Source organism: Roseococcus sp. SYP-B2431, assembly GCF_004336745.1.
Lineage (GTDB): Bacteria > Pseudomonadota > Alphaproteobacteria > Acetobacterales > Acetobacteraceae > Roseococcus.
In genome coordinates this window covers 304,674-331,359 of sequence record NZ_SJXD01000028.1, presented here as the reverse complement: position 1 = coordinate 331,359, position 26,686 = coordinate 304,674, and the positions used below count along the sequence as shown (strand labels likewise).

Here is a 26,686-nt window from a genome sequence, read left to right as displayed (position 1 = left end):
TGTCCGACAACAAGGGAGAGACTAGCATGTTCCGCAACAGTCTGATGGCGGCCGCCGCGATGATCGTGTTCGGCTCGGGCGCCGCGCTCGCGCAGGGCGCGCCCGGCGGCGAGACCTGGCAATTCCAGTGCCCGGCCGCCGGCACCACCGTCGAGCAGTCCAGCGGCGCCGCGCTGCGCTACCGCGCGGCCGCCGCGGCGCCGGCCACCTGCAATGTCGGCGGCCAGCCGCGCCTGCTCGGCTACTGGTCGGTGCGCGAGGGCTTCTTCCAGGCCGGCGGCGCGCGCCTCGCTGCGGCCTTCTCCCAGGGGGTGGACCTGAACCGCATGGAGCCGGTGACCTTCGAGTATTTCGGCCCCAACCGCTTCGCCATCAGCACCCACTACCAGGAGACCTGGCGCGCCGCGCCCGGCGGCGCGGTCACGACGCCGGCCGGAACCTTCGACACGGTGAAGGTGACGCGCGACTTCCAGGTCATCGGCGCGGTCTTCAGCTACACCCAGTCCGTCTGGTTCGACCGGGCGACCAACGCGCCGGTCCAGGCGCGGGTGGAGCACCTCAATCCGGTCCAGGCCTCGACCCTGGTGAACTGGGTCGCGACTGACGTCTCGCGCAGGCAGGCCACCGCCGCGCGCTGACGCATCTCACCCGGCGGGCAGGGCGATCCGCACGCCCAGCCCGCCCAGCTCCGCCTCGCGCAGCTCCAGGTCGCCGCCCTCCGCCGTGGCGAAGCGAAGGGCGGTGGTGAGGCCGAGGCCGACCCCGCTGCCGCCGCGCGACGGGTCCAGCCGTACGAAGGGGGCCAGCGCCTGCTCTCGCCGGTTCGCCGGAATGCCCGGCCCGCGGTCGGTGACGTCGATCACCGCCTGCCGCCCCTCGCGGCGCAGGGTGATCCGCACCGGCGGAGCGCCGTGCTGCAGCGCATTGGTCACGAGGTTGCGAATGGCCCGCTTCGCGGCGACGCGCCTCAGTGGGATCACGCAGCGTGCGGGACCGAGGTAGGCGACGTCGTGCCCTCCATCGGACGCTTCGCTCGCGAGGGTCTGCAGGATGGCCGCGAGATCGGTGTCCACCGAGGGCTCCGCGTCGCGGCCCTCGCGGAAATAGGCCAGCGCGCCGGCGACCATCGCCTCCATCTCCGCCACCTCCGCCTCGATCTCCGCGCGCTCCTGGCCGGGCGGCAAAAATCCCGCGCGCAGGCGAAGGCGCGCGAGCGGCGTGCGGAAGTCATGGCTGAGCGCGGCGAGGGCCTCGGTACGATCCTCGATCAGCCGGGCGATGCGGGCCTGCATCGCGTTGAAGGCCTGTGCCGCGTGGCGCACCTCGACGGGGCCGGTGGTCGGCAGCTTCGCCGGACGGGGATCGCGGCCCAGCCGGTCGGCGGCCTCGGCCAGCCGGCGCAGCGGCTGCGTCATCCAGCCCAGGATGGGGAAGGCGACAAGCAGGATGCCGAGCGCCATGGCCGAGACGGGCAGCCAGTGGCCGGGCTTCACGGGAAAGCCCGCATAGGGCGGCGGCTGGGCGGCGAAGTGGATCCAGCCCCCGCCCGGCGCGGCCACGGCGCCGCTCGCGGCGGCTCCGACCATCGCGCGCACGACCGGGCCCGATTCCCCGAGCTGCTCGAAGAGTTCGGGAAAGCGGTGGGGCGCCGCGACCGGGGCCGAAGGCGGCGTCGCCCGCCATCGCAGCTCAAGGCCGGGCAGCGACCATTCGCGCACGACCGTGTCGCGCTCCGCCTCGGGCTGGCCGGCCGAGACGGCACTTGCAGCCAGGATCCGGTCCGCGAGGCGCGTCTCGAAGGCCAAAAGCTCGGCCCGGTGCAGCGCACGGTCGTGGATCAGCATGCTGCCGGCGTCGAGGAGGGTGAGCCCGCCCACCAGGACCAGCATCGTCCGTCCCGCCAGGCTGTCGGGCCGCACGAGGTTCCAGAGGCTCATCCGCGCGCCACGCTCGGCACGAAGAGGTAGCCGCTGCCGCGCACCGTCTTGATGATGGCAGGGCTGCTCTCGTTCGGCTCGATCTTGCGGCGCAAGCGGCTGACCTGCACGTCCACCGCGCGCTCCGAGCTCTCGGTTCCCATCCGCCGCTTGGCGACCTCCATCAGCCGCTCACGGCTCAGCACGCGTTGCGGCTGCTGAAGGAAGGCCAGCAGCAGGTCGTATTCGGCGCCGGAGAGGTCGACCGCCGCACCGGCCGGGGAAAAGAGCTCACGCCCCCTGAGATCGAGCATCCAGCCGGCGAAGTGCAGCCGGCGCTCGGAGCGGGCCGGCTCGGCCGGATCGCCCATGGAGCGGCGCAGCAGCGCGCGCACACGGGCCACGAACTCGCGCGGGCCGAAGGGCTTGGCCACATAGTCGTCCGCGCCCATCTCGAGGCCGAGCACGCGGTCCGTCTCATCCCCCCGCGCGGTGAGCATGAGGATGGGCACCTGGCTCCGCGCCCGCAGCCGGCGGCACAGGTCGAGCCCCGAGGGGCCCGGCAGCATCACGTCCAGTACGACAAGGTCGGGCGGCGCGGCGCCGTCATCGAGCAGCTCCCACATCTCGCGGCCGTCGCGCGCGGGCGTGACGCGGAAGCCCGCCTCGCGCAGCAGTCGTCCGACGAGATGTCGCATCTGGCCGTCATCTTCCACCACCAGGATATTCGCGTCTGGGTCGAGAAGCCTTTCCTCGCGCCGATCCAAGTCCCACTCTCCCACGCGCCCTCTGCGCCCGTTCCAGGGCGGAGGGCGGCCCGGCGATATCAAGATTTTGCGAGGCCGGTCCTGATCAAGGCACCACGCCCATGGCCTGGTTCACCCGCGAGCGCGCGCGGCTGGCATCGACGCTCGCGCGCCCCTCGTCATTCGCGGCCTCCAGCCGGAGCTGCCGCACGCGGTAGAGGTCGAAGGTCCCCGTCTCGCCGCTGCGGAACGCGCGGACCGCGATCCCCTCCTGCTCGTTGGCGACCGCCAGCCGCTGCCGCGCCAGCCGCAGCGCCTGCTCCGACGCGGCCAGTTGCGCCCGGGCCCGCCCGACCTCCGCCTCCACGAGGCGCCGCGCCTGCGCCAGCAGCGCCACCGCCTGCGTCACCTCGCTCTGCGCCGCGGCGCGGCGGGGCGCGTTGCGCGCCTCGGTCGCGAGCGGCAGGCGGAAGCGCAGGCCGATGCTCGTCGAATCGTTGGTGCCGCGGCCGTTCTCCTGCCGCAGGAAGGTGCCGAGCTCGGGATTGTCGCGCGGCGTGGCCGCGACCAGGCGCTGCCGCGACTCCGCATGGGCGACGGCAGCCTCGGCGGCGCGCAGGGCAGGGTGCGATCCGCGCGCGCGGATCGCCTCCACCGGCAGGTTCGGCTCCATCCCGCCCGTCATCACGCGATAGGCTGCGACGGCGAGCGCGGCGGTCGATTCCGCCTGGGCCAGGCTGAGCTCGGCACCCAGCGTCTCGTTGCGCGCGAGCAGCGCCTCGGTGGGCGGGATGTCGCCGAGCTCGGCGCGGCGCGTGACGTCGCGCGCGATCTCGCGCGCGGTGCCGAGGCGGTCGCGCGCCAGCTGCACGGCGCGGCGCGCTTCCGCGGCGTCCCACCAGGCTTCGCGCAGCAGGCCCGCGACCTCCAGGCGGCGCAGCAGGATGCGCTGGTCGTATTCGGTGACGGCGTGCTCCACCGTGCCGCGCAGCGCGCTGCGCTGGCCGGGCAGCCACAGGGGCGCGGCGAAATCCATCTCCATCTCGCGCTGCTCGCGCGGGCCGCGCGTGTCGGAGCGGAAGGAGCCGCTGATCGAGGGCGGGCCCGCGATCGCCGAGCGCGCGGTGATGCCGCGCGCGCCGGCGGCCATGCGCTGCGCCTCCAGCGCCCGCATGCTGGCGTCGATCGCCAGCGCGGCTTCCAGGTGCTGCGACAGAGAGCTGCTCTGTGCGGCCAAGGCGGGTGGCCGGGCGCGCTGGCGCGCCGTGTTCTGGGCATGGGCGGAGAGGGGCAGCAGCAAGGCCGCGCCCAGCATCAGGATCTTCATCGGTGTCACTCCGCCGGCGCGTGCTGGATTTCGGGCGCCGCGGCCGGTTTCGGCCGGGGCAGGGCGAAACGCTCGTAGAGGATGGGCAGCAGCACCAGCGTCAGCACCGTCGCCGTCACGAGGCCGCCGATGACGACGATGGCCAGCGGCTTCTGGATCTCGCTGCCCGGCCCCGTCGCGAAGAGGAAGGGCACCAGCGCCAGCGCCGCGATGGCGGCCGTGAGCGTCACCGGCGTCATGCGCCGCCGCGCGCCCTCGCGGACGGCCGCCTGCAGCTCCAGCCCCTCCTCCGCGACGAGGCGGTTGATGTAGCTGATGAGCACCACGCCGTTCAGCACCGCGATGCCGATCAGCGTGAGGAAGCCCACCGAGGCCGGCACCGAGACGAACTCGCCCGAGGCCCAGAGCGCGATCATCCCGCCGATCAGCGCGAAGGGCACGTTGCAGAAGACCAGCGTCGCCTGCCGCACCGAGCCGAAGGTGAGGAAGAGCAGCAGGAAGATCGCGGCCAGCGCGATCGGCACCACGATGGACAGCGTGGCCATCGCGCGCTGCTGGTTCTCGAACTGTCCACCCCAGATCAGGCGGTAGCCCGGCGGCATCTGCACGCGCTGCTGCACCGCCGCCTGCGCCTCGGCGACGAAGCCGCCGATGTCGCGCCCGCGCACATTGGTGAGCACGGTCGCGAAGCGCTCCGCCTGTTCGCGGATCACCTGCACGGGGCCGTCCTCCTCGCGGATATCGGCCACCTGGCTCAGCAGCACGGTACCGCCGCCCGGCAGCGCGATCTGGACGCGCGAGAGGCCGCCGGCCGAGGCGCGCAACCCGTCCTCGCCGCGCAACAGCACGGGGATGCGGCGGTCGCCCTCCAGCACCACGCCCACATCGCGCCCGTCCACCCAGACGCGCAGCGCGTCCTGCACGTCGCTGGCGTTGAGGCCCAGGCGGCCGGCCGCGAGGCGATCGATCTCGACGGTCAGGTAGGCCATGCCGCCGTTGCGCAGCGCGAAGACATCGGAGCTTCCGGGAATCTCGCGCACCGCGGCGGCGATGTCGCGCCCGATGCGGTTCAGCTCCTCGAGGTCCGGGCCGATGACCTTGATGACCACGTCGCCGCGCGAGCCGATGATCATCTCCTGCACGCGCATGTCGATGGGCTGGTTGAAGGAGAAGCTGATGCCGGGGACGCTCTCCATCACCTGCCGGATCGCATCCATCACGGCGGCCGTGCCGCCCTCGCGTATCTCCGGCCGCCATTCCTCGACCGGCGCGAAGGTGAGGAACATGTCGGATTCGTTGAGGCCGACGGGGTCGATCCCCAGCTCGTCCGCGCCGGCGCGGCCCATGATGCCGCGCACCTCGGGCACCGCGGCCATGATCTGGCGCTGCATGCGCAGGTCCATGTCGGCCGCCGCCTCGACGCCGATGGTCGGGTGCTTGCGCAGCGTGATGACCGGCGTGCCCTCGTCCATGACGGGGATGAAGATGCTGCCCACCTGCGAGAAGGCGAGCACGGCGAGGACGAGGCCCGTGACGGCGGAGCCGCCGATGAGGAAGGGCCTCCGCATCGCCCATTCCAGGAAGGGGTCGTAGAGGGCGTGCATCCTGCGCACGAGCCAGGGCTCGCCCGCATGGCCGCTGCGCAGCAGGAAGGCGCACATCACCGGCACGATCGTCAGCGCCAGCACCAGGGCGGCGAGCAGCGCGAAGGTGATCGTGAGCGCGACCGGCCCGAAGAGCCGGCCCTCCAGCCCCTGCAGCGAGAGCAGCGGCACGAAGACCGCCACGATGATGACGACGCCGGAGACCAGCGGGATCATCACCTCGCGCGTCGATTCGCCGACGAGGTTGAGGCGCTGCTTCAGCGTGAGCTCGCCATGCTGCTCGCCCATGCGATGCGCCGTGTTCTCCACGACGACGACGGCGCAATCCACCAGCAGGCCGATGGCGATGGCCAGCCCGCCCAGCGACATGATGTTCGCCGAGAGCCCATAGGCCGACATGATGCCGAAGGTGACCAGCACCGCGAGCGGCAGGCTCAGCGAGACCACCAGCGCCGCGCGCCAGTTGCCGAGGAAGAGCAGCAGCAGGATCACCACCAGGGCGATCGCCTCCAGCAGGACCTTCTGCACCGTCCAGACCGCCTTCCCGATGAGGTCCGCGCGGTCGTAGAAGGCGACGAGCCGCACGCCCTCCGGCAGCCGCCGCTCGATTTCGGGGAAGCGGGCGCGGGCGCCTTCCACCACGTCCCGCGCGTTCACCCCGCGCAGGCCGAGCAGGATGCCCCAGACCGCCTCGCCCTCGCCGTCGCGCGTGACGACGCCGTTGCGCGGCAGCGCGCCGAAGCGCACGTCGGCCACGTCGGCCACGCGCACCACGCCGGTCGGCCGGGCGGCGAGCACGATGGCGCGCACGTCGTCCAGCGTGCGGATGCGGCCCTCGGCGCGGACCAGCAGCGCCTCCTCGCCGTCGCGCACGCGGCCGGCGCCGTCGTTGCGGTTGTTGCGCTCCAGCGCCTCCCGCAGCATGGCGGTGGTGATGCCGCGCGAGGCCATGGCGGAGGGACTCGGCACGACCTCGTAGGTGCGCACGAAGCCGCCGAGCACGTTCACGTCGGCCACGCCGGGCACCGAGCGCAGGACCGGCCGGACCACCCAGTCCATGAGCGTCCGGGCATCGGTGGGCGTGATGTTCTCGCCCTCGATGGTGAACATCAGCATCTCGGCCAGCGGCGTCACGATGGGCGCCAGGCCGCCGGAGATGCCGTCGGGCAGGTCGTCCATCGCCTGCTGCAGACGCTCGTTCACCTGGGCGCGGGCCCAGAAGATGTCGGTGCCCTGGGCGAATTCGAAGGTCATCAGCGTGACCGAGAAGCGTGTCGTGGAGCGCATGAAGACGAGGTTGGGAATGCCCCGCATCATCTGCTCAATCGGGTTGGTGACGCGCTGCTCCAGCTCCTCCGGCGCCAGGCCCGGCGCGCGCAGCGAGACGAGCACCTGGGTCGGCGAGACGTCCGGGAAGGCGTCGATGGGGAGCTGCTGGTAGGAGCGGAAGCCCCAGACCGCGAGGCCCACGGCGAGGATCATCACCAGCAGCCGCTGGCGCAGCGCCGTGTCAACGAGACGTGCGAGCATGGTCTAGAGCCTTTTCCGTTCGCAGGGGCTCACTGCAAGGCCTCTGGCCATTGTTCCGGGAGCAGGCTGCACGCGCCCGGCGATTCCATCTCCGACGGTCATGCTAGCTCTCGTCGCCGTCGGAGAGCTCGCCGAGCAGGGCCAGGATTCCCCGGGTCGCGATCTGATCGGTGGCGGCGAGCTGGCCGCGGATCGAGGTGAACTGCGCCGTCTCGTTCAGCACCGTGACAGGGCGGGCCCGGAATCCGTCCGGGATGCGGATGAAGACCCAGCTCCGCTCGCGATGCCGCACCACGCTGCCGGCGGGAACGCGGAACTGCGCGCCGCCATTGGCGCGCAGCGCCATCGCCACGGTGACCGCCTGGCCCGGGCGCAGCGCGTCGGTGCCCTGGGTCATCTCGGCCACCGCCACCACGCTCTGCGTGCCGGCATCGACCGAGCGGCCGATGCGCAGGACCTTGCCCTCGGCGCCCTGCGCCGGCACCAGCACGCGCGAGCCCGGCTCCAGCGCCGGCACGCGCGAGATCGGCACCTGCGCGTTGATCCAGAGCACGCTGAGGTCGCCGATGGTGACCAGCGGCGCGGCCTGCGCCACGCGCTCGCCCGCCGTCGCGCCGCGGGTGAGCACGACGCCGTCCACCGGGCTCCTCACGGAGAGCGAAGGCTGGATCCGGCGGGTGCGGCGCAGCTCGGCCGTCTCCTCGCTGGTGAGGCCGAAGAGGGCGAGGAGCTGGATCCGCTCGTCCAGCGCCGCGGCTGTGGCGACCGCTTCGGCGCGGGTGGTGATGAGGCGCCGCTCGGCGATCACGCGCTCGCGGTGCAGCTGCTCGTCGCGGCGCAGCTTTTCGGCGGCCAGGTCATGGCCCGTCACGGCCTGGAGGAAGAGCCGCTGCGCCTCCACCAGCTCCGTGCTGCGCAGCTGCGCGATCACCTGGCCCTGGCGCACGAACTCGTCCGGCGAGACGGTGAGCGTCTCCAGCAGGCCAGCCGCCGGCGCGGCGATGACGCGCAGCTGCTGGGGCGGGACCACGACCACGCCGGGCAGGGCGATCTCGGCCGGGCCGGTTTCGGACTCGGGATTCCCAAGCTCGAAAGCGCCGCTCCGCAGCTGCCGCTCGTCCATCCGGATCAGGACGTCGGGCGTGCCCGGCTGCGCGACGGCGAACTGGACGAGCGCCGGCAGCGCCACGGCAAGCAACAGGGGCGCGCAGAAACGGCGCGCGATGGCCAAGGGCATCACGTTCTCCAAAATTGAGGCCCGCTTCCCTTGCCACCGGCGCTATCGCGCTCTCTGCCGTCACATTAAGGATAGTTAACCTACCGCGGAAATGCAAGCCTCGGACTGGACCCGGTTAGGAGGGGGAGGCTTTACCGCCGCTGAATGGTAGCTTGCGCGAAACTGAATGGAGCTTCCGGTGATCATCCTCGTCACGGGCGCGACGGCCGGAGCCGGCCGGCTGCGGGTTCGCAAGGAATGACGGATCACGCGGCCTATACGCCGCCGCATCCGCCGCGATTCCAGGGCCGCCTGCCGATCACCGAGCTGCTGGCGCGCGCGCGCCGCAGCCTGCTGGAGATCTGGAGCGAAGGCTCCTACCGCACCGAGGTCATCAACACGAAGATCCTCACGCAGCGGCTGATCCTCTTCAACATGCCGGGCGCCATCCAGCAGGTCTTCGTCAATTCCGGCACGGTGTTCGAGCGCAAGTCGCCGCAGATGAAGCACGCGCTGGAGGCGCTGCTGGGCGACGGGCTCTTCATCTCCGACGGTCTCGTGTGGAAGGAGCGGCGGCGGGTGGTGCAGCCCGTCACGCACCCCTCGCGCATGGCCGATCTCACGCCGGTGATGACCGAGGTCGCGCAGGAATGGCTCGCGCAGTGGGAGGCGCGGCCCGACGGCGCCGGCTTCGACCTGCTGGCCGAGATGGGGCATTTCACCGCCGAGGTCATCTGCCGCACCCTCTTCGGCAGCGCGCTCGGGCGGGACGGCGCGCAGCTGGTCGTGCGCTCCTTCGCGAACTACCAGGCGAAGATCGGCAACATGGACCTGGTCTCGCTCTTCGGCCTGCCGGATTTCATCCCCCGCCTGCCGAGTTTCCGCGTGGGCGGCGAGGTGAAGAAGATCCACTCCGTCGTGGACGGGCTGATCGCGGACATCCTCGCCGGCCGTGCCGGGCAGAGCTCGCTCATCGCCAGCATGGCGCAGGGCTCGGGCATGAATGCGCGCGCCTTCCGCAACGAGGCGATCACCCTCTTCATGGCAGGCCACGAGACGACGGCGAATACGCTGGCCTGGGCCTGGTTCCTGCTCTCCGAGGCGGATTGGGCGGAGGCTCGCTTCCATGCGGAGATCGATGCCGTGCTCGGCGGCCGCGCGCCGCGTTTCGAGGACCTGGCGAATCTCCCCTATACGCGCGCCGTGGTGGAGGAGACGCTGCGCCTCTACCCGCCCGTGCCCATGCTGATCCGCCGCGCTTCCGAGACGACGATGGTCGGTGACGTAGAGGTGCCGAAGGGCGCGGTGGTGGGCGCCTCGCCCTGGCTCGTGCATCGCCACGAGCGCCATTGGGAAGGGCCGGACGAATTCCGGCCGGAACGCTTCCTGCCCGAAGCCCCGCCGCCGGCGAAATACACCTACCTGCCCTTCAGCCTCGGTCCCCGCGTCTGCACCGGGCAGCATTTTGGTCTCTACGAGGCCATGCTCTGCCTCGCGACGCTGGGCCAGCGCTTCCGGCTGCGCGGGGTGCCGGGGCAGCGGGCCTATCCCGTCTGCCGGCTCACATTGCGGCCGGGCGACACTCTGCCGATGGTGCTGGAGCGGCGCGGGTGAGGCGGCGCCTGCTCGACGGCTTCGACCGCTTCTCCATCGCCTGGATGCGGCACGCGCCCTGGCCCCTCGCCGAGGCCTATGCCGGCCTCGTCGCGCGCAGGATCGCGCCGAGGCTCTATGCGGCGGCGACGCAGCGCGGGCGGGCGAATCTTTCCCGCCTGCGGCCGGACCTCGAGGCCGGAGCGGCAGTCGCCGAGATGTGGGACAACACCGCCCGCAGCTTCCTGGAGGTGCCCCGCGCGATCCGGCTCTTCGATGCGGGGCGCGTGGAGGTTCATGGCGCCGGGCACCTCGCCGCGCGTCCGCTGATCGTGGCGGCGCTGCACCTGGGCAATTGGGAGATGGTCGGCCTCGCCATGGTGCGCGCCGGCGCGCCGCCCGTCGCCTTCTACCAGCCGCCGAGCAGCGACCTGCGCACGCGCACCGTGGTGGCCGAGCGCATCAAGGGCGGCGGACGGCTGCTGCCGCTGGGCCGGGACGCCGCGCGGCCGGCCATGAACGCGCTGCTGCGCGACCGCGACGTGCTGCTGGTCTTCCCCGACGAGCACCAGCACGGCCGCGTCGCGGCGCCGAGCCTGGGCCGTGGGCCCCGCCGGGGCGGCAATATCGAATACGCGGCGCGGCTGGCGCGGGCGACCGGCGCGGCGATCGTGGTGGGGTACTGCCGGCGGCTGCCCGGCACGCGCTTCCGCGTGGAGTTCCTGCCGCCGCTCCAAGTGCCGCGGACGGGGGATCGCGAGGCCGACATCCGCGCCGGGACCAATGCGCTGGACCGGCTGATCGAGCCCGTCATCCTGGCCAACCTGCCGCAATGGCTGATGCTGCCCGACTGGAAGCCCGAAGGCTGACGGGGCCGACGCGACAAATCCCTCCCTCGAACGCTTCCGCGATCCATGATCTGATGGGGCATTCCGCATCCCGGGGAGGGGATCATGCCTGCCCATGGCGCGCACCTGCCGGCCGCCCTTCGTGATCGGCTGGAGCGCAGCTTCGGCGCCGACCTGTCGGAGGTGCGCGTCCATCGCTGCGGCGCGGCGCGGCGCATCGCCGAGGATCTCGGCACGATCGCCTGCGCCGTGGACGGCGCGATCCTGCTCGGCGCGGACGTGCCCGCCGCGGTGCTGGCGCATGAGGTTGTGCACCTGCTCCAGGCCCGCCTTCCCGGTGCCGCGCCCGTGGCGGCCGCCGAGGCCGAGGCGCGGCATCTCGCCGCCCGGGCCCTGGCCGGGCTGCCCTGCCGCGTCGCGGTTCCGGCGGATGCGGCGCAGCCCCTCCGCTGGGAGGAGGCCGGGCACTACTACACGGTCTATTACGTCGCGCTTGCCTGCGGGATGTCGAACGACGACGCCATGCGCATCGCCTTCTGGGCCCAGTTCCCCGACGAGGTGTCCGAGCTCGACGCCGTCAAGGCCGGCTTCGCCATGCCGCTCACCGGCCCTGCCGCGCTGGCTCAGTGGGCCGGCTCGGGCTTCGGCATTCCCGACGCGCTGGAGGACATGTATGTCGAGGTGAACAACGGCATCGCGGGCCTTTACGGCGGCTACGGCCGCATCGCGCCGCCGGTGCGCGTCGACACCTCGCAGTTCCAGGTCAATCTCGACGTGCAGCGGGGCCTGCATTGCCTCACGGGCGCCAATTGGACCGTGGAGACCAACCGCCGCACCCAGATCAGCCTCGGCGCCGCCAGGCGGGAGGATCACTACTTCGAGTTCGGCCTCTCCCTGCACGCCTATGGCGACAGCTTCGCCCACCGGAATCACGATTCGGGCCATATGTACGCGTCCATCCTCGGCCATGGGCCGGAGACCAAGTTCACCCAGATCGCGGGCGACGAGATCTCGCGCATGGCCGGCGCCCAGCATCCCGACGAGCTCTCGACGCCGCGCCGGCGGGAATTTGAGGGCTGCGTGACGGGCATGCACGCGCTTTTCAGGACGGCCTATCCGAATCTGACGCCGCGCGAGAGCGCCGGGGACGCCGCGGCCGCGCTGGCCACCGTCATCGTGGACGAGCCCGTGGCCAGCGTCCAGATCGCGACGATCCGCGGTCTCGCCAGCCGGCGGCTCCGCACCAGCATGCACAGCTACCGGCCGGAACGGCACGAGGATGTGCCCTTCGACGACTTCTTCGATGAGCCCAAGCCGGTGGCCGCGACGCGCCACCACGTGAACGAGGGGCTGCGGCTGGCCCGGCTCTGGAATCCGCGCTGACCGCTTCCGGACCTCGGCCGGAAGCGGCCGGGCCGCTACCGGTTGCCGCCGGTCAGGGTCTGCTGCGCCAGGTGCTCGGAGAGCTTGGCGACCGCCGTGTGGTCCTCGCCCTTGCCGAGCATGGTCGCCGCACTCGCCCACATCTCGCGGCAGAGCGCGGCGAAGGGCGTCGGCACCGAGGCCTCCTTGCCGACCTCCAGCGCGATGGAGAGATCCTTCACCATCAGGTCGAGCCCGAAGCCGGAATCGAAGCGGCGGGAGAGCACGAACTGCTTGAACTTCTTCTGCGAGGAGTTGGTCATCCCCGTCGAGGCGTTCAGCACGTCCACCATCAGCCCGGGCTCGAGGCCGAACTTCTGGCCGATCAGCAGGGCCTCGATGCCGAGGAGGAAGCCGCCCGCGCTGACCAGATTGTTCAGCGCCTTCATCGCCTGTCCCGCGCCGATCGGCCCGCAGCGGTGAATCGAGGTGCCCATGGCCTTGAGATAGGGATCGGCCGCGTCCAGGTCGGCCTCCGCGCCGCCGGCCATGATGGCGAGTTCGCCCGTCTTCGCGCGCGGCACGCCGCCCGAGACGGGGCAATCCACCATGCGGACCCGCTTCGCCGACAGCTTCTCCGCGATCTCGCGCGTGCGCGTGGGATTGCCGGAGGTCATGTCGATGAAGAGCGCGCCCTCCGGCAGCGTGGCGGCCACCGCATCGGCGACGATCGCCACTTCCTTGCTGGTGGGCAGGATGCAGATGAAGGCATCCACGCCCTTCACCGCCTCCGCCGCCGAGGCCGCGGCATGGCCGCCGACCTCGCTGGCGAATTGCGCGGTGCGCTCGGCCGAGATGTCGGTGACCACGACATCGAAGCCGGCCTTGACCAGGTTGGCCGCCATCGGCCAGCCCATGTTGCCGATGCCGGCGAAGGCGACGCGTGCCATGGGGATTACTTCTTCGCCTTCTTCTTCGGCTTCTCGGCAGCGGCTTCCTTGGGCTTGAGCGCGCCCTCGGCCGTCAGCACCTCATGCGCCGCCTTGAAGGCGTCGAGGCCGGCGGGGATGCCGCAATAGGCGGTGGCGTGGAGCAGGGTGGCCTTGATCTCCTCGACGGAGATGCCGTTGTTCAGCGCGCCCTTCACATGCAGCTTGATCTCGGGCGTCTTGCCGAGCGCCGTCAGCATGGCGAGGTTCAGCAGGCTGCGCGTCTTGCGCGACAGGGTGTCGTCGCCCCAGGCCCAGCCCCAGGCGATGGCGGTGGTGGCGCGCTGGAACGACATCATGAAGTCGTCGGCCTTGGCCATGCTGGCGTCGACATATTCGGCACCGAGGACGGCGCGGCGGATGGGAAGGCCCTTCTTGAACAGGGCGTCGTCGTCGGCGGGCATTTCTCTCTCCATGTCCCTGCGGATTCGCGCACGCTCGCGCAGGGGCCCGGGCCGGTCAATGGGCAGGGGCGGCGAAGGCGGCTAGCCTCGCCTGAAATCGACCGGGAGCGGCGCATGTTCTTCGAGGGCTTCACGCTGGAGACGCGGCAGATCGGCGGCAACGCCGTCCGCTTCCGCAAGGGCGGCAGCGGCCCGCCGCTGCTCCTGCTGCACGGCAACCCGCAGACCCACGCCATGTGGCACCGGGTCGCGCCGGAGCTGGCCAGGCGCTTCACCGTCGTGGCCGCCGACATCCGCGGCTATGGCTTCTCCGGGAAGCCGCCGGCCACCGCCGACCATGCGCCCTATTCGAAGCGCGAGATGGCGAAGGACGTGGTGGGGCTCATGCACGAGCTCGGCTTCCCGCGCTTCCAGGTGGTGAGCCACGACCGCGGCGCGCGTCTCGCGCATCGCCTGGCGCTGGACCACGCGGCCAGCGTCGAGCGGCTCTGCACGATGGACATCGTGCCGACGCTGCATCACTTCGAGCATGTCGATATGGCCTTCGGGCTCGGCTACTATCACTGGTTCTGGCTGGCGCAGCCGCATCCGGGGCCGGAGACGATCATCGAGCAGGACACGGAGGTCTGGTTCGACATCCACACCTCGCGCGAGCCCAAGGACAAGAGCTTCTTCCACCCCGAGGCGCGCGCCGACTACCTGGCGGCCCTGAAGCTGCCCGGCACGGTGCGCGCCATCTGCGAGGATTATCGCGCCGCCACCAGCATCGACCTGGAGCACGACCGCGCCAGCCGCGCGGCCGGGGAGAAGGTCACCTGCCCGCTGCTGGTGCTCTGGGGCGCGAAGGGGAAGATCGGGCAGTGGTACGAGCCGCTGGAGGTCTGGGGCCAGTACGCGAGCGGCCCGGTCAGCGGCCACTCCGTGAACAGCGGCCATTACCTGGCCGAGGAGGCACCGCAGGAAGTCCTTGCGGCGCTCGATGTCTTCCTCCGTGCCTGAGGCCGCGGGCGCACGGCTAGCCTCACGGCGCCGCCTCCGGCACGATGGGAGCAGCTTTTCGCGGAGCCCTTCCATGCGCCGACGCGCCCTCCTGGCCGCCCCGTTCCTCGCCACGCCCGCCCTGGGGCAATCGAGGACCATCCGGATCATCGTGCCCTTCGCGGCCGGCGGCATCATCGATGTCGCCGCGCGCATCCTGGCCGAGCCGCTGGCCGTGGCGCTCAACCAGAACGTCGTGATCGAGAACCAGCCCGGCGCCGGCGCCGTCATCGGCGCGCGCAACGCGGCGCGCGCCACGCCGGATGGGCAGACGCTTCTGGTGAACGGCGCGGCGCATTCGGTGATGAAGGCGCTCTACGCCGACGCGCCCGATCCCGCGCGCGACTTCGCGCCGGTCACGCTCATCTCGCAGCAGCCCTTCCTGCTGACGGTGCAGCCCTCGGTCCCGGCGCGCGACCTGCCGGGCTTCCTCGCCTGGCTGCGCGCGCGCGGCGACAAGGCCACCTTCGCGACGACGGGCGTGGGCGCGGCCTCGCATCTCGCGGGCGAGCTGCTGAAGCGGCTCGCGGGCGTGGATTTCACCGTGGTTCCCTATCGCGGCACGCCGCAGGCCGTGTCGGACCTCACGGCCGGGCGCGTGGACTTCATGATCGACAGCCAGACCCTGCTGGCGCCCCTGACCCGCGACGGCCAGGTCGTCGGCCTCGCGGTGACGACGCCCGAGCGCTCGGCGATGCTGCCGGATCTGCCGAGCATCGCCGAGGTGGTGCCGGGCTTTTCCTCCTCGTCCTGGCAGGCGCTTTACGCGCCCGCCGGGACCCCTCTGCCGGTGATCGCCCGGCTGGCCGAGGGCTGCGCGACGGCCCTCGGCCAGCCGGGCGCGCAGCGGCGGCTCGCGGATTCCGGGCTGCAGGGCATGCCGGGCGGGCCGGCGGCGCTGGCCGGCTTCCTGGCGGCGGAGACGGCGCGCTGGGTGCCCATCCTGGCCGCAACGGGCGCCAGGGGAGGGTGATCCTGGGGGGTTGAGAACCGGGCCGGCGGGCGCTAAGCCTGTGGCCGCTGCGGGTGTAGTTCAATGGTAGAACGGCAGCTTCCAAGGGGAGTTTGGACCCTCGGAAACCCGCAGGATCATGGCGTTTTCTCGACCTTCGCACAGATGCCGAGCCCGTCCGTGATGTCGCTGGAGTCAGCGATCCGGGTGGCTTTTCCCGGCTTCGCCTTCGCCTTGATCTGGGTCTTCGGCCGGCTCCAATATCGGAGTTCCTCTGGGAGCGCGTCGCGGTAGATGGCCTCTGCATCACCGGGCGGTCGTCGGCCTTCGACAACATCGGCCACGTAGGCCTGCCAGCTCCTGAGAGCACCGATGCCGGATGCTGCGGGCCCGGACTAGTCGTGAACCTGCACGAGCCGGTTCCTCCCCACGACATGGTTCAGAGCGGCCTCGGCGGCAGCTTAGGAGACACCGAGATACGTCATGCCGGTCCGAGCTGTCCGGCGCAGATCGTGCCATGTCCAGTTCGACGTGCCAGAGGTCTGGAACATCCGGGGGCACAACCACGTCCTGACGCCGGGTTCGCCAAGCTGCGCGAGACGCTGGCTCCGCAGTTCGCCGAAGCGAAACAGCTCACGGCCACCATACGGGAGCGACTGAACCGGTGGCGTTTTGATCCGACGTCAACGACATCGCCTGTCTGCTAACATGATGCCAGAACATGTTAGCAAAACTCGTTTCCTTTAACGTATAGGACGCAACATGTTAAAGCCGACCTATACGATCCGCCCCCTCCCTCCCAGCGTGGACCTTGAGACCGTATCGGTTCTCAAGGCGCTGGCAGCCGCCAACCGGGCCTTGGCGGAGCTGAAGGGGCGGGCAGCCACCATCCCCAATCCGGGCATCCTGATCGACACCCTCGCCCTACAGGAAGCCAAGGCGTCCTCCGAGGTCGAGAACATCGTCACCACGCAGGACGAGCTGTTTCAGGCCGACCTTTTCCCGGAAGGTCCGCAATCGCCAGCTGCGAAGGAAGTGGCGCTCTACCGCGATGCCTTGCGGCTAGGGTATGCCCGGCTGCTCGAAACGGGCGGGTTGATCCCCAACAAGACCCTCATCGACATGTTCCAGCTGCTGAAGCGGCGTGGTGATGGCTTCCGCGGAACGCCGGGCACAGCCCTGAAGAATGAGGCCAGCGGCGAGATCGTCTTCGTGCCGCCTCAGGACGGGCGCGAGATCGTCCAGCATATGACGGCCCTTGAGCGGTTTATGAACGAGGACGAGGCGTGCGATCTGGACCCTCTGATCAAGATGGCACTGATTCACCATCAGTTCGAAAGCATCCACCCCTTCCCCGACGGCAACGGACGGATCGGGCGCATCATCAACGTGCTCTACCTGACGCGATCCGGGTTGCTGGACATCCCGATCCTCTACCTGTCCCGCCACATCACCCGGAACAAGGCCGACTACTACCGGCTGCTGCAAGCCGTCCGGGACGAAGGCCAATGGGAGGAGTGGCTGCTCTACATGCTGCGCGGTGTGACCGAGACGGCTCGGACCACGCTGGCGCTGGTGGAGGGCATGCGCCGCCAGATGGCGGAGGTGAAGCACCGAATGCGGTCGCAGCTTCCCAAGATTTATAGTCAGGAACTGCTCAACAATCTGTTCCGCCACCCCTACACCCGGATCGAGTTCGTCCAGAACGACCTCGGCCTCAGAGCCCGCCAGACCGCGGCGAAATACCTCGATACGCTGGCAGAGCACGGCTTCGTCGAAAAGCACCAAGCCGGGAGGAACAACTACTACATCAACACCGCGCTGGTTCGGTTGTTCCTCGACGTCTCAGGGGAACGGTGATGGAAGGCAAAGAGACGTTGCATAAGTCTCTCCATCCGCCTGAAGAGGCATTGCATTGACGGCCAAACTTTCGGTCGGTGGCTTATAGGGACCTATGGGTGACCGACCGGAATTTACCCCCGAGATGCGCTTCGTGGTCGCCGGGCGGAAGGCCGATGACAGGTGGACGCCACACCCGCGCAAGGCGGGGCAAGGCGCTGGCACAGCTTGTATGCCAAGGCGCAGTGACCAGTTCCGCCAGAGTCACAGGAGAATCCAATCACGGACAATGGGCTGCTGTGGGCCGCAAGGCGGGGGACGGTCCGCACCGGCCACGCTGCCTTCCTGAAGGCGACCGAGGTCTCGGATACCGCACCAAACCGCCAGTTTTTGCGCGCCGCTTGCTCGGGGCGGCCCTCCCCGATAAGAAGGACGACAGCGCCGCGGGCGTAGTTCAGAGGTAGAACGTCAGCTTCCCAAGCTGAATGTCGGGGGTTCGATTCCCCCCGCCCGCTCCAGACTTCCCTCAGACGACCTTCTCGGTGATCGCCTGCGGCATCGGCACGGTGTCCGCGAAAGAGCGCCGCGCCTCCAGCCGCGCGCTCATCCTCGCCAGCGCCGGATACAGCCGCGCCCAGTCGAACTCCTGGAAGCGCACGGCGAGGTAGCGCAGCGCCGTGCCCGCCGCGATGTCCGCGAGACCGAAACGCCCGCCGACCAGAAAGCCCTCCCGCGCAGCCTCGGCGCGCTCCGCCAGCGAGCGGACGCCGCCCTCCACCTTCCGCCTCTGCCGCGCGATCCATTCCGCGCTCGGCGCCGCGCGCTGGCGCTCGAAGAAGAGCAGCACCACGGCGTCGCAGATCCCGTCCGCGACGACCTCGACCTGCCGCGCGGCCAGGATCTCCTCCGGCGTGTCGGGCAGCAGGCGCGGCGTGGGGTGCCTCACCTCCAGCCATTCCAGGATGAAGCGGCTCTCGTAGATGCCGTCGCCCCCGGGCAGGACCAGAACCGGCAGCTTCTCGAGCGGGTTGTAGGCCGGCGTCGCCGTGGCCTCGTGCCACGGCACCTCGGTCTGCAGCTCGAAGGCGATGCCCTTCTCGATCAGCGCGATCCGCACCTTGCGGGCATAGGGCGAGGGCGTCGCGCTGATGAGCCTGTACATGCCGGCAGCCTACTGGATGTAGGCGCCCGTGGCCCGCACGACCTCGGCCCAGGCGGCCCGCTCGCGCGCCTGCATCGCCGCCAGCTCCTCCGGCGTCGAGGGCTCGGGCACGGCGCCCTGGGTCCGCAGCACCTCGATGAAGGAGGGCTGGCGCATCGCCTCGCGCACCGCCTGGTTCAGCCGGTCGATGACCGGCCGCGGCGTGCGGGCCGGCGCGTAGATCGCCTTCCACAAACCGCTGTCCAGCGTGCCTCCGAGTTCCAGGATCGTCGGCGTGTTCGGGAAGAGCGCGATGCGCTGCTTCGCCGCCACGGCCACGGCGCGCGTGCCGGTGTCGCGCGTCATGGTCTCGGCGCCGCCGGCGGGCAGGGACATGCAGTCCACCTGGCTGGCCATGATGGCCTGCATGCCCGGGGCCTGGCCGGTGAAGGGGACGTGCAGCATCTCGACATTCTGCTCGCGGATCACGCGCTCCATCGCCAGGTGCGAGGTCGAGGCCACGCCCCAGCTCGCGAAGGTGACGACGCCGGGCTCCCTCTTCGCCGCTTCCAGCAGGCCACGGAAGTCGCGGATGCCCGGCTTGGACGGGCCGACGACGTAGGCGAAGGGCACGTTGGCGACGAAGCTGATCGGCGCGAAGTCGCGGTCGGCATCGTATTGCAGGCTGCGATAGGCGGTCATGTTGATCGCCTGGGTGTCGACGATGCCCATCCAGAGCGTGTGGCCGTCGGGGGTGGCGCGCGCGGCGGCCGCTGCCCCTACGCCGCCCCCGGCGCCCGCGCGGTTCTCGACCACGACGGTCACGCCCAGGATCGGCGTCAGCGCCTGCGCCATGCCACGGCAGACGATGTCGTTGAGGCCGCCCGGCGGAAAGCCCGAGATGAGGCGGATGGTGCGGTCGGGATAGGCCAGCGCGGGGGTGGCCAAGGGACCGGCAAGGGCCGCGGCGGCACCGGTTCCGAGCAGCGCGCGGCGGGTGAAAACAGTCATCTGGAACGTCCCTGTTGTACGGGACTGGCGCAGTCCTCTCGGCGATATTGATGGCAGGAGGAACACACGGTCAATCGGCCGGCCGCGAGCCGAGGCCAACCTCCGGCGCGGCTATTGCCCGGCATCCCTCGGCACGCGGACCTCCGCACCCTCGATCCGCACCGGCACCGCTTCCAGCACCTCGCCGATGCAGGGGCCGGAGATGCACTCGCCGTCCTCGATGCGGAAGCGCGCGCCATGCGCGGCGCAGACGATCCGCTCGCCCTTGCGGTCGAGGAACCGGTGCGGGACCAGCTCCAGCGGCAGGCCGACATGCGGGCAGGAATTCACGTAGACCAGCACGCGCTCGCCGCGGCGGATGGCGAAGAGGCCGGTGAAGCCGCCGGGCGGGGCGTCGAAGCCGCGCGACTCGCCCTCGGGCAGGTCCTCGAGGCGGCAGAGGGTGCGCCAGTCGCTCACATCCGGCGCTTTACGTGGATCACGATGGCGGCGTGCAGCGCGAGGATCAGCGCCAGCGCGCCGAGATGCGCCGCCACGCCCACGCCCGGCTCGCGCGAGAGCAGGATCAGCGCGGCAATCCCGGCCGGCAGGAACAGCGCCACCGAGGTGACGAGGCCCGGATTGTAGGACCGGAACCTCACGCCGGCGGCGATATGCGTGACGGCGTTCACCACCGCCAGATAGGCTGCGACCAATCCCCAGCCAGGATGCGACAGCCCCGCCAGCAGCAGCGCCGCCGCGTTCACGATCCACACGCCGCCGATGTTGATGACGGCCACGGCGGCGGGCGTCAGCGCCTCCTGGCCCTGGGCGACGTGCGTGTTGACGAAGGTGCGGAACCGGTCGCCGACATGCTCCTCGAGCTGGTGGATCATGTAGGCCGGCTGCAGCAGGAAGACCCAGAGCAGCCAGGCCGAGAAGGCCAGCAAGGGCGCCAGCGCCAGCAGCAGCGGCGCGCCGGCCAGTGCGCCCATCAGCCAGTGGTCGCGCAGCAGCTCGCGGAGGCTGGCGGCCCTCATCCCTCCTGGGCCATCTCCAGGATGACGGCCGCGTGCTCCGGCGAGATGGGCATCACCGAGAGCCGCGACTGCCGCACCAGGGCGATCCCCCCCAGCCGAGGCTCGACCTTGATGGCGGCGAGGGTGACCGGGTGCTTCACGGGCCCGATCGCCTTCATGTCCACGCAGATCCAGCGGCCCGTCTCGTCGGTCGGATCCGGGTAGGCCTCGCGGACCACCTCGACGACGCCGACGATCTCCTTGCCGATATTGGAATGGTAGAAGAAGGCGCGGTCGCCCTTCTTCATGGCCTTGAGGAACGCCTGGGCCTGGTGGTTGCGCACGCCGCTCCAGGGCTCGACGCCGTTCGTCACCTGCTGCTCCCAGGAGAAGGCGTCGGGCTCGGATTTCACGAGGAAGGTGGGGAGCTTCTTGGGTCGGGCGGCCATGGCGGGAATCCGGGTCGGGAGCCACAGCCTAGGCACGGATGTCGTATGCCGCCAGCGGCTCAGGCGCTTCGCGATCCCGGTCCCGGAGGATCGGTAGGGCCGGCATGTCCCCGCCGCGGCTTTGAACGCGGATCGCGAGGGCTTATGTTGCCGGGCGTGGATGCCACCTCTCCTTCGGCCCGCCTGCCGCGTCCCGGCGGCTCGCTGCACCGCTTCGCCAATCCGGGCCGCTTCCTGCGGCTGACGGAAAGCTGGCTTCCCGTGCTCGCCGTGGCGGCCGTACTGGTGCTCGGCTGGGGCGCCGCCTGGGGGCTGGCCTATGCGCCGCCCGACTGGCAGCAGGGCGAGACGGTGCGGATCATGTTCGTCCATGTCCCGATGGCCTGGCTGGCCATGGGCGGCTATGCCGGCCTCGCCATCCTTTCCGTCATGTCGCTGATCTGGCGTCACCCGCTGGCCGACCTGACGGCGCGGGAGCTCTCGCCCATCGGTGCGGCCGTCACCGCGCTCTGCCTGATCACCGGCAGCCTGTGGGGGCGGCCGATGTGGGGCACCTGGTGGGTCTGGGACGCGCGGCTGACCTCGGTGCTGGTGCTCTTCTTCCTCTGGCTCGGCCATGCCGCGCTGGTCCGCGCCTTCGACGACCCCGAGCGCGGGGCGCGCATGGGCGCGATCCTGGCGCTGATCGGCGTGGTGAACCTGCCCATCGTGAAATTCTCCGTGGACTGGTGGAACACGCTGCACCAGCCCGCGAGCTTGACCCGGATCAATGCGCCGGGGATGCATGTGGATATCCTCTACCCCCTGCTGGTCTGCGCGGTGGGCTTCTCGCTGGCCTTCGCCGCGCTGGTGCTGGCGGCGACGCGGGCGGCCGTGATGGAGCGGCGCCTGCGCGCGCTCCAGATGGCCGCGGCGCGGCGGGCGGAGGTCGTTGGATGATGGGCACCACCGGGAGGAATCCGGCCGCCAGGCGGACGGCGGCGCCCAACCGACGGCGCGGCCGGCGCTCCAGTCGCCCGCCGTCCGAGGGTGCGAAGACATGATTGCGCATTGGGCCTATGTGGCCATCGCCTGGGGACTGGCCGGGCTGGTCTTCGCCGCGATGAGCGCGATGTCCCTGACACGCTATCGCAGGGCGAAGCGCCATCTCGACCGGCTGGAGACGAGGCGATGACGCGCAAGAAGCGACGCCTCTACATCCTGCTGCTCTGTGCGATCGGCCTCGGCTCCGCGACGGCGCTGACGCTGACCGCCTTCCAGGACAACCTCGTCTTCTTCCGCTCGCCCAGCGACATCGCGCGCGAGGCGCCGCCGCCCGGCCGCGCCTTCCGCCTCGGCGGGCTGGTCGAGGCCGGCAGCGTGGAGCGCGGCGGGGCCACCATTCGCTTCCGCGTCACCGATGGAGCCAGCACCATCCCCGTCACCTTCACCGGCGTCCTCCCCGATCTCTTCCGCGAGGGCCAGGGCGTGGTCGCCCAGGGCGTGATGCGCCCCGACGGAAGCTTCGCCGCGCGGGAGGTCCTCGCCCGCCACGACGAGACCTACATGCCGCCCGAGGTCGCCGATGCGCTGAAGCGGTCCGGCCACTGGAACCCCGCGCAGGGCGCGCCGCCGCCGGCGGCGAGCTGGAACACGCTCACGCCGGAACGGCGCAGCGGCTCGTGATCCCCGAGCTTGGCCATTTCGCGCTGATCCTGGCGGCGATGCTCGCCGTCGCGCAATCCGTGCTGCCGCTGGTCGGCGCGCAGCGCGGCGACAGCCGGCTGATGGGCTCGGCGGCGCCGCTGGCGATCGCCGGTTTCCTCGCGGTGGCCGTCGCCTTCGCCTCGCTCATCTGGAGCTATGCGACCAACGACACCACGGTCGCCAATGTCGTCGCCAACAGCCATTCCGCCAAGCCGATGATCTACAAGATCAGCGGCACCTGGGGGAATCACGAGGGCTCGATGGTCCTCTGGGTGCTGGTGCTGGCGGCCTGCGCCGCCGCGGTCGCCGGCTTCGGGCGCGGGCTGCCCTCGGCCTTGCAGGCGCGGGCGATCGCGGTGCTGGGCACCATCTCGCTCGGCTTCCTCGCCTTCATCCTCCTCACCTCCAACCCCTTCGAGCGCGTCTGGCCTCCGCCGCGCGACGGCAACGGCCTCAATCCGCTGCTGCAGGATTTCGGCCTCGCGGTGCATCCGCCGCTGCTCTACGCCGGCTATGTCGGCTTCGCGGTGACCTTCGCCTTCGCCGTCGCCGCCCTCATCGAGGGGCGGGTGGACGCGGCCTGGGGGCGCTGGGTGCGGCCCTGGGCGCTGGCCGCCTGGTCCTTCCTGACGCTCGGCATCGCGATCGGCTCCTGGTGGGCCTATTACGAGCTCGGCTGGGGCGGCTACTGGTTCTGGGATCCGGTGGAGAACGCCTCGCTGCTGCCCTGGCTCGCTGGCACCGCGCTGGTGCATTCGGCGATCGTGGTCGAGAAGCGCGAGGCACTGAAGATCTGGACGGTGCTGCTGGCGCTGCTCGCCTTCGCGCTCTCGCTGCTGGGCACCTTCCTGGTGCGCTCGGGCATCCTGAACAGCGTGCATTCCTTCGCCTCCGACCCCTCGCGCGGCGTCTTCATCCTGGTCCTGCTCGCGATCTACATCGCGGGCGCCTTCCTGCTCTTCGCCTGGCGCGCGCCGGCCATGGCGCCGACGGGGATCTTCGCGCCGGTCTCGCGCGAGGGATCGCTGGTGCTGAACAACCTGCTGCTCTGCTCGATCTGCGCGGTGGTGCTGGTGGGCACGCTCTACCCGCTCTTCCTCGACCTGCTGACGGGCCAGATGATCTCGGTCGGCCCGCCCTTCTTCAACAGCGCCGTCGCGCCGCTGGCCCTGCCGCTGATCGCGGGCATGGCGATCGGGCCGATGATGCCGTGGAAGCGCGCGTCGCTCTGGCCCGTGCTGCAGCGGCTCTGGTGGGCGGCCTGCCTCGCGCTGCTGGCCTTCGTGCTGAGCCTCGCCGTCGCGGGGTGGCATGTGCTGCCGGCCTTCGGCTTCGCCTGCGCCTTCTGGCTGATCGGCGGCGCGGCGGCCGACATCGCGGACCGCGCCGGCCTCGGCCGCACGCGCCTCGCCAACGTGCTGCACCGCGCGCGCGGCCTGCCGCGCTCGGCCTGGGGCGCCGCCGTCGCGCATGCGGGGGTGGGCGTCACACTGCTGGGCATCTCGGGCATGGGCCTGGCCACGGATCATCTCGCCGCGCTTCCCCCCGGCGGATCGACGCAATTCGCCGGCTACGAATGGCGGCTGGACGGCGTGCGGGATGCGACCGGCCCGAACTTCACCGCGCGCCGCGCCACCGTCACGCTGCTGCGCGACGGGCGCCCCGTGCGCGTCATGGAGCCCTCGCGCCGCTTCTTCCCGCAGGGCCGGACCACCACCACCGAGGCCGCTATCCACACCAATCTCCTGCGTGACCTCTACGCCGTGCTCGGCGAGGAGCATGAAGGCCAGGCGGTGCTGCGCCTGCACAACAATCCGCTCGCGCCCTGGATCTGGCTCGGTGCCTTCGTCATGGCGCTGGGCGGCGCGCTCTCGCTCAGCGACCGCCGCGTGCGCATCGCCGCACCGGCGGCGAAGCGGCGAGAAGCCGAGGTGACGGCGTGAGCGAGCTCGCAAAACCCTCCCGCCGGAAGCTGATGCTCTACGCGCCGCTCGCCGTGGCGGGCGTGGCCGGCCTGGGCTTCTGGGCCATGCTGCGCGGCCTGGGCGACGGCAGCTTCAACCCGCGCGGCGTGCCATCCGCGCTGCTCGGCAAGAACCCGCCGGAATTCTCGCTGCCGGGCCTCGACGGCGTGGACCTGCCGCCGCTCGCCTCGCCGGATCTGCGGCTCTTCCGCAAGCCGGTCCTCGTGAACTTCTGGGCGAGCTGGTGCGCGCCCTGCATCGTCGAGCATCCGCAACTCATGGCGCTGCACCGCCAGGGCGTGCCCATCCTGGGCATCAACTACAAGGACCGCGAGCCCGATGCGCGCAGCTTCCTCGCGCGCCACGGCAATCCCTTCGCGCGGCTGGGGGTCGACGTGCCGGGCCGGATCGCCATCGACTGGGGCGTCTACGGCGTGCCGGAGACCTATGTGCTCGACCGCCACGGCGTGATCCGCTGGCGCTGGGCGGGGCCCATCACGCCCGAGGTGATGACGGCGAGCGTCGTCCCGCTGCTGCGCTCGCTCGAGAACGCCTGATGGGCCGGCCGCTCCGCCTGTGCGCGCTGCTGCTCGCGGCGTCGCTGCCCGCCATGGCCCAGGTCGCGACGGCGCCGGTTGCCGGCCGCCTGCCGGACCCGGCCGCCGAGGCGCGCGCAAGAGAGATCGGCCGCGAGCTGCGCTGCCTCGTCTGCCAGAACCAGTCCATCGAGGACAGCGAGGCGGAGCTCGCGCGCGACCTCCGCCGCATCGTGCGCGAGCAGGTCGCGCGGGGCGCCTCGGATGAGGAGGTGGTCCGCTTTGTGCACGACCGCTACGGCGATTTCGTGCTGCTGCGCCCGCCCGTCCGGCTCGCCACCCTGCTGCTCTGGGCCACGCCCGTGCTGGCGCTGCTGGGCGGGCTCTTCGCCATCTGGCGCCTGCGGCGCCGGCAGCCCACGGCCGTCGCGGAGCTCACCGAGGCCGAGCAGGCACGCCTGGCGGAGCGCCTGGCGTCCGATCGCTTCGGCGTTCTTCCGCCGAAGGGTGAATCGGCCGCGCAGCGTACAGGCGAGCCGCGCGCGTGACCTGGCTTGCCCTGGCCCTCGCGGCCGCGCTGATCCTCTCGCCGCTCGCCTGGGCCGCGCTGCGCCCGCCCGCCCCGCGCAGCCGGGGCGAGGCGCATCTCGCGCTGTTCCACGCGCAGCTCGCAGAGCTCGACTCGCAGCGCGCGGAAGGAAGGCTCGACGAGGCCTCGCACAAGGCCGCGACGCTGGAGGTGCAGCGCCGCCTGCTCGCCGCCCCGGCCGCCGCGGCGCCACCGTCGGAGACGCGCGCCTCGCCGTTGCTGCTGGGCGCGCTGGTCCTGATCCCGGTCGCCGGCGTGATCCTCTATCTCGACCGCGGCTTCCCGGAGATGCGCTCGGCCACGCTCAGCGAGCGCCGGCAGGCGGATGCCGCCGACGACGCGATCATCACCCAGCTCCGCGAGCGCCTGCGCACCGCCGATCCCGCAACGGAATCCGGGCGCCAGGGCTTCATCCTGCTGGGCAATGCGGAGCGCACGCGCGGACGGCTGGCCGAGGCCTCCGCCGCCTATCGCCGCGCGCTGGAGGCCCGCTTCGACCTGGGCCTGGCCATTCGCTTCGTGGAGGTGGAGATCGAGCGCGGGGAGGCGGCAAGCGCGCTGACCTGGATCGACCGCAGCCTGGAGACGCAGCCAGATCCGCGGCTGCGCTTCCTCAAGGGCCTCGCGCAGGCCCGCGCGGGGCAGCCGGAGGAGGCGCGGGCGACGTGGCGCGCGCTGCTGGCCGACGCGCCGGCGGATGCGCCCTGGCGCGCGGCGGTCCAGCAGAGCCTCGACGGGCTGCCCTAGCGCCGCATCGAGAGACCCCAGGCAAGGGCCGCGGAGATGGCCAGGAAGGCGCCCAGCACGCCCGCCGCGAAGGGGATCATCCCGTCCATCTCGTCAAAGGCCTGGTTTCCCGCTGCCGTGAAGAGGCCCCACCAGGCGAAGCTCCCCAGCAGCACCGAAAGGAACAGGCAGATCAGCGCGGCGCGAAGCATGGCATCCTTC

28 protein-coding genes and 1 tRNA gene are annotated in these 26,686 nt (G+C 71.1%); 15 read left to right on the top strand and 14 right to left on the bottom strand.

Going from position 1 to position 26,686, the window contains the following annotated elements; genetic code table 11:
* Positions 1 to 26 precede the first annotated feature (26 nt).
* Positions 27 to 638 carry a hypothetical protein gene (locus tag EJV46_RS19890; protein ID WP_131550450.1) on the top strand — a complete coding sequence of 204 codons (612 nt, stop codon included), beginning with the start codon at positions 27 to 29 and terminating at the stop codon, positions 636 to 638.
* A 6-nt stretch (positions 639 to 644) separates the two neighbouring features.
* Here the strand turns inward: EJV46_RS19890 and EJV46_RS19885 are convergent, their stop codons facing one another.
* The 5 genes from EJV46_RS19885 to EJV46_RS19865 all read right to left on the bottom strand — a co-directional run bounded on the left by EJV46_RS19885 (position 645) and on the right by EJV46_RS19865 (position 8,360).
* Complete coding sequence (locus EJV46_RS19885) at positions 645 to 1,937, bottom strand: ATP-binding protein (RefSeq protein WP_131550449.1); 1,293 nt, start codon at positions 1,935 to 1,937, stop codon at positions 645 to 647.
* Complete coding sequence (locus tag EJV46_RS19880; RefSeq protein ID WP_255466118.1) at positions 1,934 to 2,683, bottom strand: response regulator; 750 nt, start codon at positions 2,681 to 2,683, stop codon at positions 1,934 to 1,936. The genes EJV46_RS19885 and EJV46_RS19880 overlap by 4 nt, the downstream gene beginning before the upstream one ends.
* A gap of 85 nt (positions 2,684 to 2,768) precedes the next feature.
* On the bottom strand, positions 2,769 to 3,989 hold the full coding sequence (locus EJV46_RS19875) for a TolC family protein (RefSeq protein WP_131550448.1): 1,221 nt from the start codon (positions 3,987 to 3,989) through the stop codon (positions 2,769 to 2,771).
* Between the two features lie 5 nt (positions 3,990 to 3,994).
* Positions 3,995 to 7,123 (bottom strand): efflux RND transporter permease subunit, encoded by a 3,129-nt coding sequence (locus EJV46_RS19870; RefSeq protein ID WP_131550447.1) that lies wholly within the window; start codon positions 7,121 to 7,123, stop codon positions 3,995 to 3,997.
* 103 nt (positions 7,124 to 7,226) lie between these two features.
* On the bottom strand, positions 7,227 to 8,360 hold the full coding sequence (locus EJV46_RS19865) for an efflux RND transporter periplasmic adaptor subunit (RefSeq protein WP_131550446.1): 1,134 nt from the start codon (positions 8,358 to 8,360) through the stop codon (positions 7,227 to 7,229).
* A 237-nt stretch (positions 8,361 to 8,597) separates the two neighbouring features.
* On the opposite strand from EJV46_RS19865, the gene EJV46_RS19860 reads away from it, so the two are divergent.
* The 3 genes from EJV46_RS19860 (at position 8,598) to EJV46_RS19850 (ending at position 12,163) form a co-directional block, all read left to right on the top strand.
* Complete coding sequence (locus EJV46_RS19860) at positions 8,598 to 9,953, top strand: cytochrome P450 (RefSeq protein ID WP_240782663.1); 1,356 nt, start codon at positions 8,598 to 8,600, stop codon at positions 9,951 to 9,953.
* Positions 9,950 to 10,801, top strand: a complete 852-nt coding sequence (locus EJV46_RS19855; RefSeq protein WP_131550445.1) for a lysophospholipid acyltransferase family protein — start codon at positions 9,950 to 9,952, stop codon at positions 10,799 to 10,801. The genes EJV46_RS19860 and EJV46_RS19855 overlap by 4 nt, the downstream gene beginning before the upstream one ends.
* 84 nt (positions 10,802 to 10,885) lie before the next feature.
* Positions 10,886 to 12,163, top strand: coding sequence for a DUF4157 domain-containing protein (locus EJV46_RS19850; protein WP_131550444.1), 1,278 nt, complete (start codon positions 10,886 to 10,888; stop codon positions 12,161 to 12,163).
* Between the two features lie 35 nt (positions 12,164 to 12,198).
* Here the strand turns inward: EJV46_RS19850 and EJV46_RS19845 are convergent, their stop codons facing one another.
* Together EJV46_RS19845 and EJV46_RS19840 are read right to left on the bottom strand one after the other, a co-directional pair.
* Positions 12,199 to 13,092: an NAD(P)-dependent oxidoreductase gene (locus EJV46_RS19845; RefSeq protein WP_131550443.1), complete on the bottom strand. Its 894-nt coding sequence runs from the start codon at positions 13,090 to 13,092 to the stop codon at positions 12,199 to 12,201.
* Between the two features lie 5 nt (positions 13,093 to 13,097).
* Complete coding sequence (locus EJV46_RS19840; protein ID WP_131550442.1) at positions 13,098 to 13,535, bottom strand: carboxymuconolactone decarboxylase family protein; 438 nt, start codon at positions 13,533 to 13,535, stop codon at positions 13,098 to 13,100.
* 114 nt (positions 13,536 to 13,649) lie between these two features.
* Here EJV46_RS19840 and EJV46_RS19835 point away from each other — a divergent pair, with 114 nt between their 5' ends.
* Both EJV46_RS19835 and EJV46_RS19830 read left to right on the top strand, forming a co-directional pair.
* The gene (locus tag EJV46_RS19835; RefSeq protein WP_131550441.1) at positions 13,650 to 14,534 is read left to right on the top strand and encodes an alpha/beta fold hydrolase; all 885 of its coding nucleotides are present in this window, start codon (positions 13,650 to 13,652) and stop codon (positions 14,532 to 14,534) included.
* A gap of 73 nt (positions 14,535 to 14,607) precedes the next feature.
* Complete coding sequence (locus tag EJV46_RS19830) at positions 14,608 to 15,546, top strand: tripartite tricarboxylate transporter substrate binding protein (protein WP_165585626.1); 939 nt, start codon at positions 14,608 to 14,610, stop codon at positions 15,544 to 15,546.
* 116 nt (positions 15,547 to 15,662) lie between these two features.
* On the opposite strand, the gene EJV46_RS19825 is transcribed toward EJV46_RS19830, so the two are convergent.
* Positions 15,663 to 15,869: a hypothetical protein gene (locus tag EJV46_RS19825; RefSeq protein WP_131550439.1), complete on the bottom strand. Its 207-nt coding sequence runs from the start codon at positions 15,867 to 15,869 to the stop codon at positions 15,663 to 15,665.
* Between the two features lie 418 nt (positions 15,870 to 16,287).
* Here EJV46_RS19825 and EJV46_RS19820 point away from each other — a divergent pair, with 418 nt between their 5' ends.
* Both EJV46_RS19820 and EJV46_RS19815 read left to right on the top strand, forming a co-directional pair.
* Entirely contained in the window at positions 16,288 to 17,385 is a 1,098-nt protein-coding gene (locus tag EJV46_RS19820; RefSeq protein WP_131550438.1) for a Fic family protein, read from the top strand.
* Between the two features lie 422 nt (positions 17,386 to 17,807).
* Positions 17,808 to 17,882: transfer RNA gene (locus tag EJV46_RS19815), tRNA-Gly, on the top strand.
* 8 nt (positions 17,883 to 17,890) lie between these two features.
* Here the strand turns inward: EJV46_RS19815 and EJV46_RS19810 are convergent.
* From EJV46_RS19810 to EJV46_RS19790, 5 genes are all read right to left on the bottom strand, one after another.
* Complete coding sequence (locus EJV46_RS19810; protein WP_131550437.1) at positions 17,891 to 18,526, bottom strand: glutathione S-transferase N-terminal domain-containing protein; 636 nt, start codon at positions 18,524 to 18,526, stop codon at positions 17,891 to 17,893.
* Positions 18,527 to 18,535: 9 nt separating this feature from the next.
* A complete protein-coding gene (locus EJV46_RS19805; protein WP_131550436.1) occupies positions 18,536 to 19,516 on the bottom strand; it encodes a tripartite tricarboxylate transporter substrate binding protein in 981 nt (326 codons plus the stop codon).
* A gap of 111 nt (positions 19,517 to 19,627) precedes the next feature.
* Entirely contained in the window at positions 19,628 to 19,975 is a 348-nt protein-coding gene (locus EJV46_RS19800; RefSeq protein WP_131550435.1) for a Rieske (2Fe-2S) protein, read from the bottom strand.
* Positions 19,972 to 20,535 carry an HXXEE domain-containing protein gene (locus tag EJV46_RS19795; protein WP_131550434.1) on the bottom strand — a complete coding sequence of 188 codons (564 nt, stop codon included), beginning with the start codon at positions 20,533 to 20,535 and terminating at the stop codon, positions 19,972 to 19,974. The genes EJV46_RS19800 and EJV46_RS19795 overlap by 4 nt, the downstream gene beginning before the upstream one ends.
* Positions 20,532 to 20,963, bottom strand: coding sequence for an EVE domain-containing protein (locus tag EJV46_RS19790; protein WP_131550433.1), 432 nt, complete (start codon positions 20,961 to 20,963; stop codon positions 20,532 to 20,534). Before EJV46_RS19790 ends, EJV46_RS19795 begins: the two co-directional genes overlap by 4 nt.
* 144 nt (positions 20,964 to 21,107) lie before the next feature.
* On the opposite strand from EJV46_RS19790, the gene EJV46_RS19785 reads away from it, so the two are divergent.
* The 7 genes from EJV46_RS19785 (at position 21,108) to ccmI (ending at position 26,485) form a co-directional block, all read left to right on the top strand.
* Positions 21,108 to 21,902 (top strand): heme ABC transporter permease, encoded by a 795-nt coding sequence (locus EJV46_RS19785; protein WP_131550432.1) that lies wholly within the window; start codon positions 21,108 to 21,110, stop codon positions 21,900 to 21,902.
* A gap of 100 nt (positions 21,903 to 22,002) precedes the next feature.
* Entirely contained in the window at positions 22,003 to 22,137 is a 135-nt protein-coding gene (gene ccmD, locus EJV46_RS19780; protein ID WP_131550431.1) for a heme exporter protein CcmD, read from the top strand.
* Positions 22,134 to 22,628: a cytochrome c maturation protein CcmE gene (gene ccmE, locus EJV46_RS19775; RefSeq protein ID WP_131550430.1), complete on the top strand. Its 495-nt coding sequence runs from the start codon at positions 22,134 to 22,136 to the stop codon at positions 22,626 to 22,628. Before ccmD ends, ccmE begins: the two co-directional genes overlap by 4 nt.
* Positions 22,625 to 24,592 (top strand): heme lyase CcmF/NrfE family subunit, encoded by a 1,968-nt coding sequence (locus EJV46_RS19770; protein WP_131550429.1) that lies wholly within the window; start codon positions 22,625 to 22,627, stop codon positions 24,590 to 24,592. The genes ccmE and EJV46_RS19770 overlap by 4 nt, the downstream gene beginning before the upstream one ends.
* Complete coding sequence (locus EJV46_RS19765) at positions 24,589 to 25,170, top strand: DsbE family thiol:disulfide interchange protein (protein WP_240782661.1); 582 nt, start codon at positions 24,589 to 24,591, stop codon at positions 25,168 to 25,170. Before EJV46_RS19770 ends, EJV46_RS19765 begins: the two co-directional genes overlap by 4 nt.
* Positions 25,170 to 25,697, top strand: a complete 528-nt coding sequence (locus EJV46_RS19760) for a cytochrome c-type biogenesis protein (protein ID WP_131550428.1) — start codon at positions 25,170 to 25,172, stop codon at positions 25,695 to 25,697. Before EJV46_RS19765 ends, EJV46_RS19760 begins: the two co-directional genes overlap by 1 nt.
* Entirely contained in the window at positions 25,694 to 26,485 is a 792-nt protein-coding gene (gene ccmI / locus EJV46_RS19755; RefSeq protein WP_131550427.1) for a c-type cytochrome biogenesis protein CcmI, read from the top strand. Before EJV46_RS19760 ends, ccmI begins: the two co-directional genes overlap by 4 nt.
* On the opposite strand, the gene EJV46_RS19750 is transcribed toward ccmI, so the two are convergent.
* Positions 26,482 to 26,676 (bottom strand): hypothetical protein, encoded by a 195-nt coding sequence (locus EJV46_RS19750; protein ID WP_131550426.1) that lies wholly within the window; start codon positions 26,674 to 26,676, stop codon positions 26,482 to 26,484. The genes ccmI and EJV46_RS19750 overlap by 4 nt on opposite strands.
* Positions 26,677 to 26,686 lie beyond the last annotated feature (10 nt).

Excerpts from the sequence above, each read along its gene's own strand:
- EJV46_RS19890 (WP_131550450.1), top strand. The coding sequence starts at position 27 with ATGTTCCGCAACAGTCTGATGGCGGCCGCCGCGATGATCGTGTTCGGC.
- EJV46_RS19885 (WP_131550449.1), bottom strand. The coding sequence starts at position 1,937 with ATGAGCCTCTGGAACCTCGTGCGGCCCGACAGCCTGGCGGGACGGACG.
- EJV46_RS19875 (WP_131550448.1), bottom strand. The coding sequence starts at position 3,989 with ATGAAGATCCTGATGCTGGGCGCGGCCTTGCTGCTGCCCCTCTCCGCC.
- EJV46_RS19870 (WP_131550447.1), bottom strand. The coding sequence starts at position 7,123 with ATGCTCGCACGTCTCGTTGACACGGCGCTGCGCCAGCGGCTGCTGGTG.
- EJV46_RS19865 (WP_131550446.1), bottom strand. The coding sequence starts at position 8,360 with ATGCCCTTGGCCATCGCGCGCCGTTTCTGCGCGCCCCTGTTGCTTGCC.
- EJV46_RS19860 (WP_240782663.1), top strand. The coding sequence starts at position 8,598 with ATGACGGATCACGCGGCCTATACGCCGCCGCATCCGCCGCGATTCCAG.
- EJV46_RS19850 (WP_131550444.1), top strand. The coding sequence starts at position 10,886 with ATGCCTGCCCATGGCGCGCACCTGCCGGCCGCCCTTCGTGATCGGCTG.
- EJV46_RS19845 (WP_131550443.1), bottom strand. The coding sequence starts at position 13,092 with ATGGCACGCGTCGCCTTCGCCGGCATCGGCAACATGGGCTGGCCGATG.
- EJV46_RS19840 (WP_131550442.1), bottom strand. The coding sequence starts at position 13,535 with ATGCCCGCCGACGACGACGCCCTGTTCAAGAAGGGCCTTCCCATCCGC.
- EJV46_RS19835 (WP_131550441.1), top strand. The coding sequence starts at position 13,650 with ATGTTCTTCGAGGGCTTCACGCTGGAGACGCGGCAGATCGGCGGCAAC.
- EJV46_RS19830 (WP_165585626.1), top strand. The coding sequence starts at position 14,608 with ATGCGCCGACGCGCCCTCCTGGCCGCCCCGTTCCTCGCCACGCCCGCC.
- EJV46_RS19820 (WP_131550438.1), top strand. The coding sequence starts at position 16,288 with ATGTTAAAGCCGACCTATACGATCCGCCCCCTCCCTCCCAGCGTGGAC.
- EJV46_RS19810 (WP_131550437.1), bottom strand. The coding sequence starts at position 18,526 with ATGTACAGGCTCATCAGCGCGACGCCCTCGCCCTATGCCCGCAAGGTG.
- EJV46_RS19805 (WP_131550436.1), bottom strand. The coding sequence starts at position 19,516 with ATGACTGTTTTCACCCGCCGCGCGCTGCTCGGAACCGGTGCCGCCGCG.
- EJV46_RS19795 (WP_131550434.1), bottom strand. The coding sequence starts at position 20,535 with ATGAGGGCCGCCAGCCTCCGCGAGCTGCTGCGCGACCACTGGCTGATG.
- EJV46_RS19790 (WP_131550433.1), bottom strand. The coding sequence starts at position 20,963 with ATGGCCGCCCGACCCAAGAAGCTCCCCACCTTCCTCGTGAAATCCGAG.
- EJV46_RS19785 (WP_131550432.1), top strand. The coding sequence starts at position 21,108 with ATGTTGCCGGGCGTGGATGCCACCTCTCCTTCGGCCCGCCTGCCGCGT.
- ccmD (WP_131550431.1), top strand. The coding sequence starts at position 22,003 with ATGATTGCGCATTGGGCCTATGTGGCCATCGCCTGGGGACTGGCCGGG.
- ccmE (WP_131550430.1), top strand. The coding sequence starts at position 22,134 with ATGACGCGCAAGAAGCGACGCCTCTACATCCTGCTGCTCTGTGCGATC.
- EJV46_RS19760 (WP_131550428.1), top strand. The coding sequence starts at position 25,170 with ATGGGCCGGCCGCTCCGCCTGTGCGCGCTGCTGCTCGCGGCGTCGCTG.
- EJV46_RS19750 (WP_131550426.1), bottom strand. The coding sequence starts at position 26,676 with ATGCTTCGCGCCGCGCTGATCTGCCTGTTCCTTTCGGTGCTGCTGGGG.